Below are 11,113 nucleotides of genomic sequence, written 5' to 3'. Positions count from 1 at the left end.
ATACATTTCTATAATCATGATAGATATCAAAAACGACTAAACGGCCTCAGCCCTATGGAATATAGAGCTAAAGCCGTTTAAGCACCTTTTTATTATTTCCACTGTCTACTTGACAGGGGGCACTTCAGTTTACTCATCGTGTGTTTTTTGCCTTATTAAATACGGATCATCATTCTTCGGAAAATGAATAATAAATTGAGTATACACTCCAACTTCTGACGTGCAGCTAATATAATGGCCGAGCTTATTTGATAAGCTTTGAGCTAAATATAACCCCATTCCGGTCGACTTTGCATGCGTGCGTCCCGTTTCTCCGGTAAAACCACGATTGAAAATGCGCGGTAGGTCTTTTTGAGTGATACCAATCCCGTTATCCAAAATGAGGAACTGTTTTTCCTTTGGAGTTTCGATTGCTGAGATGGTAATCTCCCCACCTTGATCTGTGTATTTCAAACTATTCGTCAACAACTGATTGATGATAAACTGCAGCCATTTCGGATCACTTTGTACTGCTAATGAATCTGCTTGGATGTCAATACGGATCTTTTTTGAAAAAAAGGTTTTTGAATGTGCTCTAATATTCTCTTTGGAAATTTGGATAATGTCACAATTTTGAATATCGTAATCCTGATTAAAGCTATCAAGTTTGGCATAATAGAGAGCTTGATCAACGTAATTTTCGATTTTGGCAATCTCTTCCCTTACACTAACGGTATTCATATCAGTTTGTTGTAACAGTCGGAGAACGGCAATCGGAGTTTTGATCTCATGGAACCAGGAAATGATAAAATCATAATGCTCATTTTTTCTTTCTTGAATCTGATTGATTTCGCGGATATGCTCACGTGTAAGTTCATCGATATGTGCTTTTGCAAACTCACCTTCCAGCGACAAACTTTCATAATCCACATCTTTCATATAACGGATTCCCCGAACATTTTGCTGATAACGGAATAATAAGAATCCCAGCAGCACAATAAAATAAAGGGTGAAAGCATAGAAAAATGTTCCCCATGCCAAATCCCCATTAGTATCGGTAAAAAATACCGCTGCAGAAATCAGGAAACCAACTAGGTATAGATATATATAAGGTTTTTCATAGAGTAGAAAGCGAAGGAAGGTCATTCGATCAAATACCCCATTCCTTTCCTGGTAACAATGAAGTCCACCAATCCAAGCACAGCGATTTTCCTGCGCATCCGGTTCACGTTCACGGTCAGTGTGTTATCATCGACAAATTGATCTTCATTCCATAGTGCCTGCATTAAGTCCTCGCGGGTAACGATTTTCCCGATATTCCTCATCATTATTTGTAAAAGGATGAATTCATTGCGGCTTAACTCCGTGCTTTTCCCAGTATATTCAATGGTTGAATTGGTCATATTTAATTTCAAGCCCCGATGGATGAATCGAAAGTTCGCATCTTCCTGATAGGTATATTTTCGGCGAAGGAGCGCACTGATTTTCGCTACAAGAATATCCAGGTCAAAGGGTTTTTGGATAAAATCATCCCCACCCATATTGATCGCCATAATGATATCCATATTCTGATTTCTGGAGGAGAGGAAGATAATAGGCACTTTCGAAACTGTGCGAATCTGCTGGCACCAGTAGTATCCATCGAAAATAGGAAGATTGATATCTAGTAGAACAAGATGTGGATCAGTCCGCTCAAATTCTGTTAGAACTTGATCAAATTGGGTCACTTCCTCAACATCATACTGCCACTTTTTCAACGTATCAGCAACAATTCGTCTTATTTTTTCATCGTCTTCAATCATCATTATTCTATACATGGAATCCCTCAAATTCGTTTAAATGGTATTACATTTATTTTAGCACAATCATCGTGGTTTTTTTGGGGAGGACTGACCGTTATGGCAAGTGATAATTCGGTATTGAAGAGATAAAATTGCTAACAATAATAAGCAACTCATAAAGTGGAGGACGAAGAAGGTCTAGCAACAAAGTAACAATTTTGTATGATTAAAAAACTTGTAGGGAAATGTATTAAAAAGAAAGAAGGTGTAGTATGTGTCCAGATGTATTAGAAGCACTTAAAAGTGTCGTGCAATCTTTTATTGACCATGAACCCAAATCGCCCTTACATATTGGTGAAGCCATGTCATGTTGGACCTATTTAGCATTAGCAGCCGAGACACATGTGCAGACGGAAGCAGGAATGAATAGCACAACTGACCCTGAATTGAGGAAGGCACTTCATGAAGCCATAACGATGTTCAAGTCTCAGAAAGAACGACTGAGCGAATTTATGCGTAAGGAGGGGGTTCCTTCTCCACCATTGAGTGAATCGAAACCAATTTCAGACCCTAATCATGTTCCATTAGGTGTTAGGTTGACAGATATTGAACTTGCCAACAGTCTGAAGAAAAAAGTAGGGATGGCGATTTCAAATTGTGCCACTTCCTCCTCTCAAACTCTTCGTAGTGATGTTGGTTTAATATGGGCTGAATATTTGCAAGAACTGATAACATTTTTAACTACATTTAAGTCATTGTTAAAAAAACGGGGATGGCTTAAAGTTCCACCACCCTATTACTCATCGGGTTTACCAAAAGAAGGACGGTGAAGAATGTGCCTGACGTAACAGAATCCGTTAAAAATGTTGTGAAATCGTTGTTTGATGAAGAACCAAAACCGCCATTACATGTCGGTGAAGTCATGGATTTCTGGTCCTATCTTTCAGAATTAGCAGACGAACAAGTCCATACTGAAGTAGGAATTAACAGTACAACGGACCCTGAATTAAGGAAAGCCTTTCAGGAAGCATTACAGATGTTCACATCACAGAAAGAAAGGATCATGACCTTTATGAAAGGAGAAGGTGTTCCTTTCCCGTCATTAAGTGAATCGAAACCAATCTCAGAGCCAACCGAAATTCCTCTAGGGGTAAAGTTAACAGAGGATGAACTTGCCAACAGCCTTAATATTAAAATTGTTTTGGGTATTACATTTTGTGCAACAGCCATAATCCAAGCTTTACGTACAGATGTTGAGTTGATTTGGATTGAACTTTTACAAGAATATATGACATTTGGAGCAACTTTGAAAGCCCTGGTAAAAAAACGGGGATGGCTCAAAGTTCCACCATACTATTATCCGCCAGGTTTACCGAAACCATGATACAAGACAAAAAGTGTCTAATGTTCACAGGCTTCCTGTGGAGGAATCGGGGGATCGTTCCCCGATTCGTTGCATTGCTATACCTATAATTGATTAGTAACGGGTTGTTTTTTTCGCTTGTTGGCTTAGCATTACGGTGATACCTGATGATACGATGATTCCGGTAATTAAACACTTATACATATCTTTAAAAATCACCCCTAGTACTAGACCCATAATTACACCTACACCTATGATTGAAATTCTCTGTCTTTGACTCATACCTCATCCTCCATTTTCTTTAATAATACATTTACTTTATGAAGGGCAAACTGTAAATCAAGACGCTCTTCATCGCTTAACTTGGTCAGATTTTGACTAAACTTTAGATAAATCTTCTTCCACTTCTTTTCTACAATTTCTCTGCCCAATGGTGTAAGGGATACTAAGACAGCACGTTTGTCCTTCGTATCAGGAACTTTTACCAAATATCCACCTGCTTCTAAATCACTAATAACATTTGTTAATTGTTGTTTTGCTATATTTAAACCTGTACTGATATTTTTAAGGTTCAATGCTTTTTGTTGCATATACATAAACTCGATAACATGGTTCTGCATATGTGTTAAACCTACTGAATCCTTGTTTAATTCGCTAAAACTTCCAAATAGATTGGGAATCAAAGTAATATATTCTTTTGCAATCTCTCCGGTCATAAATATTCCTCCTTGTATAGTAATAATAATATTACTATAATTGAATGTTAGCAAGATAATATTTCATTTATGGTAAAAATTTATTTACTATAAATAAAATATCACCTTATTCAAATCAAAGAGGTGCTATTATATTTGGTGGGCTTTTTCAAGTTGCATGAATGAAATCCATAAATTAAAATGAAATAATGGGAATTGAGGAAATAATTTGATTCCACTTTACAAGAGATTAAGGAGATTTTTATTTGGATAGAAATAGATTTTCTGCCATTGCCCATCGTCATCATGCATTTAGTAACCCCATAAATGAAGCAAAAATGATGAAAATGATCGATATGGTATCATTGAAGCCGCAAGAAAAGGTTATAGATATTGGCGCAGGAAAATGCGAACTGTTGATTCGTCTTGTAGATATGTACAACATATCAGGTACTGCCATTGAATTGTATGATGGAGCCATCGAGGAAGCCAAACGAAATGCTAGTAACAGGATTCCTGAAGGCAGCATTGCGTTTATTGTCGATGATGCCAAGGTGGCAGTCGAGGACTGTGAAAAAGAGCGATTTGATTTAGCCATGTGTATCGGATCCACTCACGCATTAGGGGGACTAGAATCCACACTACGATATATGAAGCATCTCGTAAAGAAAAACGGCTACATTCTAATAGGTGAGGGTTATTGGAAACAGCGGCCTAGTGCTGATTATTTGCAAGCTCTCGGCGGTGCGGAGGAGTCTGAATTGAAAAGTCATGCCGAGAATGTGAGAACGGGCGAAGAATTAGGGTTCGTTCCGCTATGGTCCTATGTAGCAAATGAGGATGATTGGGATGACTACGAATGGCTTTATTCTTCCTCAATCGAAAATTATTGTCACGAAAATCCCAACGATCCGGATCATGACGCCATGTTGGTACGAATCCGAGCATGGAGACGAACTTATTTGAAATGGGGCAGAGATACACTGGGATTTGGGCTGTATTTGTTCCGAACCTAGGATTAGTAAGGATGTATTATATCATTTTGATTGAAATCGCTCATAGCCAAGCTGCCATGAAAGGGATGCCCCTTTAATGGCGGCTTTTTTTTATCATCTTTCTGGTGGATTTTATACTTTTTTTAGAATTGCTTTAGAGGCGGTTTAGACATGGGAGGTATGATGAATGACAGAGAGCTTAGGCAAGCCTGACTCGAAGGCAGAGGTAGCCAAGGCTTTATAATGATTATTCTAGGAGGTTTACCGATGAAGAAGAAATGGATAACAGCGGGAACAGGATTAGGAATCGGGGCGGTACTACTTTTGGTAAGCGGTTTTTCCGCAATGGCGAACACAAATGGATATGATGCGTACAAAACAGCACTGAAAAATACGAAGGCAAAAACAAGCATAACAACAAATGTTGATTTGACCATTACGGATAACGGGAAAAGGCTTGTTACAGGAGCTGCCGACCTAAAGGTCAATAAGGATCAGAAAGCAGGGAGCATGGCCGCAACCATAGGTGATTCTACTGAACAGCACTCGATTAATGTGTTTCGACAAGATGAAAAGCTCATTTTTAAAAGCAGTGAAGAGGATGTGTATAAAATCAAGAAAATAAATACACCAAAATGGCAGTATAAGGGAAATCATTCGAATTCTCCAAAAGTAATGGAGCATGTAATCGGGGTATTGCTAGGCAATAGTAAGGAACTTGCTTCGGTCGAAAATCAAGCAGACGGGAGCAAGCGTGCGGAACTACATCTTTCCGGAGACCAGGTTCCTGCAGTAGTGAATACAGTGGAATCCTTAATTGTTTCTAAGATGGCGATTCACGAAAATAACGAAAAAGCCCCTGACTGGATGGCTAATATGCCGAGACTTTCGGACAATAGTAAGGTTGAAAAAATCGATATGGCTGCTGAAATTAGCACAGAAAATATGCTTGAAGAGCAAACAGTAAAACTAACCATTCATGGCACAGATGAATCCGGAAAAGACCATGAACTGACTATTAACATTCATGTCGATTACTCTGATTTTAATAAAACCGTACCAGAACGGATTGATATAACGGGTAAGAAAATAGTAGAAATCAAAAATGAGGGAATGAGGCGTGGTTGGCGTCACTAAAAGGCAGGGCAGCCGGACAGAAAACGTCCGGTTGTCCTCACGTAATGGGCACCTGAGGAAGGAGTGATGGGGAAGTGGATACCGTATTGGAATTACATGGGGTAACTAAACAATATAAGAATGGTCGTGGTGTTCGTGATATTTCTATCGATATTGCCAGAGGAGATATTTTTGGTCTAATTGGACCAAATGGGGCTGGAAAAACTACTCTATTAAAAATCATAACCGGGTTAATCCGGCCAGATCATGGAAATGTCTCGATATTTAGGAATAATACGACGGATCAGTTTGAACATGCGATGCAACATGTCGGATGTATGATTGAAACGGCAGATGCTTACGAATATTTGAGTGGATATGATAATTTGAAACTATCGGCTCGGTTTTATCCTAAACTTCCAAAGACTAGACTTGATGAGGTTCTGGAGCAGGTAGGTCTAGCTCCATACAAGAAGGAGCGGGTAAAGGGACTGTCACTCGGAATGAAGCAGCGGTTGGGATTGGCATCAGTATTACTGTCAAAACCAAAGCTCGTGATTTTAGATGAACCGACAAACGGGCTTGATATTGAAGGAATTGTCGCTTTTCGAAACACGATACAGGAGTTAGCGTACGAACAGAATGTTACCTTTCTGATTTCCAGCCATATGATGAATGAACTTAGTCTCATTGTTAATCGAATCGGGCTCATGCAAAATGGCCGGCTCATCCGCATTGGTCAGGTGAATGAATTGGTGAAGCCTGGCATTACGTTAGAACAGTACATTGTTTCACAACTACACACAAATAAGGAAGGAGATCATGATGCTCATCGCCAATATGTTAAATGAAACGGAAAAACTGTGGAAACATAAAAGGACAAAAGGATTTCTGCTCATTTCCATCTTCATTCCAATTATTACTGTTATCATTCTTCTTTTTCTGCGAAATAATATTTTGGGGCTTGGCAGCAATCTTCCCATGTTGATGCTTCGGTTATTTACGTTCTTCATTCTGCCATTATTTTTGTTTATGTCAGCATCGGAATCTTTTTCAGGTGAAGTGGCATCCAATACATTAAAGATCGGGCTTGTTCGCCCCATTACAAGGGCGAAAGTGTTTGCATCCAAAGTGGGGGCTATTACCACTTTTCTTGCTATTTTACTTGGGGTTTTAATGATTACAACTATCATTTCGGGCTGGTTGCTTCCAGATCGATCTACCGCAAATGGTTTGCTCGATGTCGTCACGGCGTATGGAGTGGCGTTTATCCCACTCATGGCCATTGGTTTCGTTTCGGTGTTTATTTCTCAATTTTTCAACAAAAGCAGTGGAGCCTTGGCGACGATGATTCTCATCTATGCTGCTGCTAAGCTTGCACCATTCATTATCCCAGGAATTTCCGTATGGTCACTCTTTTCTTATACGAACTGGTATATTCTCTGGATTGGAAACGGGGCATCCATTGCAAAACTAACTAATTCATTCATTTTGATAGGATCTTATTGTATAATGGCTTATTCAGCAGGATTGATTCTGTTCGAGAAAAAACAGCTTTAAGGAGATGCACCTATGTCCATAAAGAGGAGACTATTGCTTTCCTATCTTGCTATGACCATTATTCCTATCGTATTGTTTGCTTTAATAGCGACAACGCTAGTTTCAGCTTTTTATAAAGATATAGCAGGTACAGAGGGTGGTAAGAGGATGCCGGTCTTTTGGGAAACGGCCAACCAGCGTCAAGATCTGATTGCCGGTGTCCAGTTTATGGCACAAACAGACCCTGACCGGTTTACTGACAAGGAGTTTTTGAAAAGCACTGACAAACAATTGAATCGTTTGCAAACAGGACTTGTGGTGATGAAGAATAATCGAGTCAGCTTTACTTCACCCTTTGTGAATAAACTTCATCTAAATACTGAGATCCAAGAGCTACATACCAGTCAGACGCGAGAACGCTGGGGGAAAAGTCGGTATTCCATGAAAAAATTTGATCTTACTTATAGCGACGGCACTGCTGGTACGGTGTATTTGCTTTCTGATTTAAAATCCTTTTTTACTGAAGCAAGAAGGTTTTTCCCGTTGCTCGTGGTATCACTGCTTTTGGTCATTGGACTGACTAATGGCTTTCTGACTTTTTTAGTTTCCAGAAGTTTCATTAAACCGTTGTACACGCTAAAACAAGCTGCGGAACAAATGAAAGAAGGGAACCTGGAACAGGAAGTGGTGATAAACCGGAATGATGAAATCGGAGAACTGGGAGCATCCTTTGAGGAAATGCGAATCAGGCTAAAAGAGTCGATTCATTTGCAGGTTGAGTACGAAGAAAACCGTAAAGAATTAATCTCCAACATTTCACATGATTTGAAAACGCCGATTACCGGGATTAAAGCCTGCGTACAAGGCATTCAAGATGGGATTGCGGATACCACGGTGAAACGGGATAAATATATCAATATGATTGCGAAGAAAGCTGAAGATATGGACCTATTGATTGATGAATTGACATTGTATTCAAAACTTGATTTAAAGAGGCTGCCATTCCATTTGGAGGTGATGGATCTTTCCGTGTTTTTGCAGGATTGTGTGGAAGAACTGCGCCTTGACCCTCGAATGGAAGAAATTAATCTTACGTTCTTCCCTAATAACGTAACGCTAGTGCTTGTTATGGCCGATCGGGAAAAACTAAGAAGAGTGATGATGAATATCATTGGCAACAGTTTAAAATACATGAACAAGGATCAAAAGGAAATAAAGGTTGAATTGTTCGATCATGAGGAAGTAGCAACGGTTCACATCCGAGATAACGGGTTAGGAATGGATCGTGAAGAATTACCCCATATTTTTGATCGTTTTTACCGGGCAGATCCATCAAGGAATACAGAATCAGGAGGATCCGGACTTGGGCTCGCGATAGTCAAACAAATTGTCGAAGGGCAAGACGGTCGTGTATGGGCTGAAAGTCGAGCTGGGGAAGGGACAAGCATTTATTTTATGCTGCCAAAGACCGATAAGGTGGGTGAGCAAAAGTGAAACGAATTTTAATCATCGAAGACGACCAGGTAATTGTAGAAGTGGAAAAGGATTATTTAGAAGCAAGCGGCTTTGAGGTTGAACTTGCCATAACGGGGGATCTTGGACTGAAAAAAGCTTTGGAAGAGGAATATGACTTAATCATTCTCGATCTTATGCTTCCGAAAACGGACGGATTTGAAATCTGCAAGCAGGTTCGCTTGAAGAAAAATATTCCTATCTTAATGGTTTCTGCTAAAAAGGAAGAAATCGATAAAATACGCGGTCTGGGACTAGGTGCAGACGATTATATGACAAAGCCTTTCAGTGTCGGGGAACTCGTGGCAAGGGTTAAAGCACATCTTGCACGGTATGACCGATTAATGACAGATAACCAGGTTAGACAAAAAGACGAGGTGCAGATCCGGGGCATTCGCATTGATAAGTTATCTCGAAAAGTATTTGTCAATGAAAGGGAAAGTCCATTTACCTCGAAAGAGTTTGACCTGCTGCTATTTTTAGCTATTCATCCAAACAGGGTGTTTAGCAAAGACGAGCTGTTTGAAAAAATCTGGGGACTGGATTCCATGGGGGACAATGCCACGGTAACCGTTTTTATTGGCAAACTACGTGAAAAAATTGAAGCCGACCCCTCAAAGCCGCAATATATTGAGACGATTTGGGGTGTTGGGTATCGCTTTAATGTGTAGTGGTGATGGAGATATACTATATGGAGTTTTGAGCGACCTATACACATTTCAGTGTAGGCCGCTTTTTTTGTGGAAAAGGGGCGGAGCGTCGCAAAATCGGATCAATTTATACCAGTTTAAGTGAAATATCCATTTCACTAGTTGTATGAAGCGAAGTCCAGCTCTGCTCACACCGCCTTTATTAGGTGACTACAGCTTGTTCTCTAAATTTTATTTCCATGACAGGGTTGAGAGTTGAGGCTTATGTTAGTCTTTTTGGGAGAACACCATTGATTTTTTTATACTTTTTTTAGATTTGGTTTAGAGTCCATTTAGAGACATCTATTAACATTAATAAGAGATATAGTTTTGTAGAAAGGAGATCTAAGGTATGAGAAGGCTTAGTCTTACTAAGAGAAAATGGCTGCTGATTTTACATCTTTTATTTTCCGCCATTATGCTGGGAGTGGCATTCGTTTTCCTGATACTAAGTATCACTGCTGCCACCACGGATGATAATGGTGTGCTGAAAGCGTGTTATACCAGCATGCATGTGCTTGCAAAGACATCTGTACGTGCATCCACAATTGGCACTGTGGTAACAGGAATTTTACTTTCTGTGCTGACCCAATGGGGTTTGTTCAAATTTTACTGGATAATCGTCAAAGAGGGCTTAACGCTCCTCTCAATCATCCTTGGACCTATCGCCATGTATTTTTTGACGCTAAATGCGGTTACGCTGACAACCAACGATGGGTTAGGTGCTCTATTAAATCCTGCGTTTACGGTAAACAAGTGGCAGCTCTGGATTGGAATCATCCTACAGATCCTATCACTTTGTTCGATTTTCGTGATTTCGGTTTTCAAACCGTGGGGAACGCGGAAAACAGAAATGAAATTCAGATAATGCTAGAAAAAGAAGAGGAGAAAAAACGTGGTAGAAAATAAGAAAAAGAGGAACAATATGAAAAGTAGTGAAGAAGGAATGGGATCAACACGCGTGCGTATAGGTAGGTTTTTCTATGGAACGCTAGCGGCAGGTTATGTGGTATGTATTATCCTGCAAGTATTTTTTGCAGGATTGGGGCTATTGGTAGATTCAGATAATTGGCAGCTACATCGAGTATTCGCGAATTATTTTGAGTTCGGAGTCATTCTGATGTTTCTATTATCATTTTTTGGTAAAATTCGTGGAGGTCTTCGCTGGTTGCCCCTTGGTCTATTTGTCCTTACATCCTTGCAGCACATGACCATTCGAGATTTTTCTGGATCCCTCCGAGCGTTGCACACCATTGATGCGTTACTATTATTTTGGATTTCCATGCACTTATTGAAGCACTCATGGAAGTGGCTTATGCCGGGGAAGAAAGAGCGTTAAACATGAAAATGTGTTTGTATTAAAATGTAAAAAAAGCCGCTAGGCTCCTTATATTAATATTCTAAATATGTAGAATATTAATGTATATAGAATAATATATTCATC

Annotated in this window: 15 protein-coding genes; 11 read left to right on the top strand and 4 right to left on the bottom strand. The window is 39.7% G+C overall.

The features are described from left to right. The coding region (locus G6554_RS24660) for an IS3 family transposase (protein ID WP_166246742.1) at positions 1-81 on the top strand (81 nt) is incomplete at its 5' end. A gap of 48 nt (positions 82-129) precedes the next feature. Here the strand turns inward: G6554_RS24660 and G6554_RS24655 are convergent. Both G6554_RS24655 and G6554_RS24650 read right to left on the bottom strand, forming a co-directional pair. Continuing rightward, positions 130-1,125 carry a sensor histidine kinase gene (locus G6554_RS24655; RefSeq protein WP_166246741.1) on the bottom strand — a complete coding sequence of 332 codons (996 nt, stop codon included), beginning with the start codon at positions 1,123-1,125 and terminating at the stop codon, positions 130-132. Continuing rightward, the gene (locus G6554_RS24650) at positions 1,122-1,796 is read right to left on the bottom strand and encodes a response regulator transcription factor (RefSeq protein ID WP_166246740.1); all 675 of its coding nucleotides are present in this window, start codon (positions 1,794-1,796) and stop codon (positions 1,122-1,124) included. Before G6554_RS24650 ends, G6554_RS24655 begins: the two co-directional genes overlap by 4 nt. Positions 1,797-2,032: 236 nt before the next feature. Here G6554_RS24650 and G6554_RS24645 point away from each other — a divergent pair, with 236 nt between their 5' ends. Together G6554_RS24645 and G6554_RS24640 are read left to right on the top strand one after the other, a co-directional pair. Beyond that, positions 2,033-2,590, top strand: a complete 558-nt coding sequence (locus G6554_RS24645) for a DUF3231 family protein (RefSeq protein WP_166246739.1) — start codon at positions 2,033-2,035, stop codon at positions 2,588-2,590. Between the two features lie 5 nt (positions 2,591-2,595). After that, positions 2,596-3,144 (top strand): DUF3231 family protein, encoded by a 549-nt coding sequence (locus G6554_RS24640; protein WP_166246738.1) that lies wholly within the window; start codon positions 2,596-2,598, stop codon positions 3,142-3,144. A 93-nt stretch (positions 3,145-3,237) separates the two neighbouring features. Here the strand turns inward: G6554_RS24640 and G6554_RS24635 are convergent, their stop codons facing one another. Next, on the bottom strand, positions 3,238-3,405 hold the full coding sequence (locus G6554_RS24635) for a hypothetical protein (RefSeq protein WP_166246737.1): 168 nt from the start codon (positions 3,403-3,405) through the stop codon (positions 3,238-3,240). Beyond that, the gene (locus G6554_RS24630) at positions 3,402-3,839 is read right to left on the bottom strand and encodes a MarR family winged helix-turn-helix transcriptional regulator (RefSeq protein ID WP_166246736.1); all 438 of its coding nucleotides are present in this window, start codon (positions 3,837-3,839) and stop codon (positions 3,402-3,404) included. The genes G6554_RS24635 and G6554_RS24630 overlap by 4 nt, the downstream gene beginning before the upstream one ends. 245 nt (positions 3,840-4,084) lie before the next feature. On the opposite strand from G6554_RS24630, the gene G6554_RS24625 reads away from it, so the two are divergent. From G6554_RS24625 to G6554_RS24590, 8 genes are all read left to right on the top strand, one after another. Continuing rightward, the gene (locus G6554_RS24625) at positions 4,085-4,834 is read left to right on the top strand and encodes an SAM-dependent methyltransferase (protein ID WP_166246735.1); all 750 of its coding nucleotides are present in this window, start codon (positions 4,085-4,087) and stop codon (positions 4,832-4,834) included. Between the two features lie 246 nt (positions 4,835-5,080). Continuing rightward, positions 5,081-5,950 carry a hypothetical protein gene (locus G6554_RS24620; protein WP_166246734.1) on the top strand — a complete coding sequence of 290 codons (870 nt, stop codon included), beginning with the start codon at positions 5,081-5,083 and terminating at the stop codon, positions 5,948-5,950. 74 nt (positions 5,951-6,024) lie between these two features. Beyond that, positions 6,025-6,780: an ATP-binding cassette domain-containing protein gene (locus G6554_RS24615; protein ID WP_166246733.1), complete on the top strand. Its 756-nt coding sequence runs from the start codon at positions 6,025-6,027 to the stop codon at positions 6,778-6,780. Continuing rightward, entirely contained in the window at positions 6,752-7,489 is a 738-nt protein-coding gene (locus G6554_RS24610; RefSeq protein ID WP_166246732.1) for an ABC transporter permease, read from the top strand. The genes G6554_RS24615 and G6554_RS24610 overlap by 29 nt, the downstream gene beginning before the upstream one ends. A gap of 12 nt (positions 7,490-7,501) precedes the next feature. Continuing rightward, on the top strand, positions 7,502-8,962 hold the full coding sequence (locus G6554_RS24605; protein ID WP_166246731.1) for a sensor histidine kinase: 1,461 nt from the start codon (positions 7,502-7,504) through the stop codon (positions 8,960-8,962). Continuing rightward, the gene (locus tag G6554_RS24600; protein WP_166246730.1) at positions 8,959-9,651 is read left to right on the top strand and encodes a response regulator; all 693 of its coding nucleotides are present in this window, start codon (positions 8,959-8,961) and stop codon (positions 9,649-9,651) included. Before G6554_RS24605 ends, G6554_RS24600 begins: the two co-directional genes overlap by 4 nt. A gap of 370 nt (positions 9,652-10,021) precedes the next feature. Then, entirely contained in the window at positions 10,022-10,537 is a 516-nt protein-coding gene (locus G6554_RS24595) for a hypothetical protein (RefSeq protein ID WP_166246729.1), read from the top strand. A gap of 27 nt (positions 10,538-10,564) precedes the next feature. Continuing rightward, the gene (locus G6554_RS24590) at positions 10,565-11,008 is read left to right on the top strand and encodes a DUF6220 domain-containing protein (protein WP_166246728.1); all 444 of its coding nucleotides are present in this window, start codon (positions 10,565-10,567) and stop codon (positions 11,006-11,008) included. Positions 11,009-11,113 lie beyond the last annotated feature (105 nt).

Source organism: Bacillus sp. MM2020_4 (assembly GCF_011250555.1).
Taxonomy (GTDB): domain Bacteria; phylum Bacillota; class Bacilli; order Bacillales; family Cytobacillaceae; genus Neobacillus.
Note: the sequence above shows the minus strand (reverse complement) of the source record. Positions and strands in the feature narration are given on the sequence as shown.

Bases quoted from the DNA above. Each gene is read 5' to 3' on its own strand.
- G6554_RS24655 (WP_166246741.1), bottom strand. From the start codon at position 1,125: ATGACCTTCCTTCGCTTTCTACTCTATGAAAAACCTTATATATATCTA.
- G6554_RS24650 (WP_166246740.1), bottom strand. From the start codon at position 1,796: ATGTATAGAATAATGATGATTGAAGACGATGAAAAAATAAGACGAATT.
- G6554_RS24645 (WP_166246739.1), top strand. From the start codon at position 2,033: ATGTGTCCAGATGTATTAGAAGCACTTAAAAGTGTCGTGCAATCTTTT.
- G6554_RS24635 (WP_166246737.1), bottom strand. From the start codon at position 3,405: ATGAGTCAAAGACAGAGAATTTCAATCATAGGTGTAGGTGTAATTATG.
- G6554_RS24630 (WP_166246736.1), bottom strand. From the start codon at position 3,839: ATGACCGGAGAGATTGCAAAAGAATATATTACTTTGATTCCCAATCTA.
- G6554_RS24620 (WP_166246734.1), top strand. From the start codon at position 5,081: ATGAAGAAGAAATGGATAACAGCGGGAACAGGATTAGGAATCGGGGCG.
- G6554_RS24610 (WP_166246732.1), top strand. From the start codon at position 6,752: ATGATGCTCATCGCCAATATGTTAAATGAAACGGAAAAACTGTGGAAA.
- G6554_RS24605 (WP_166246731.1), top strand. From the start codon at position 7,502: ATGTCCATAAAGAGGAGACTATTGCTTTCCTATCTTGCTATGACCATT.
- G6554_RS24595 (WP_166246729.1), top strand. From the start codon at position 10,022: ATGAGAAGGCTTAGTCTTACTAAGAGAAAATGGCTGCTGATTTTACAT.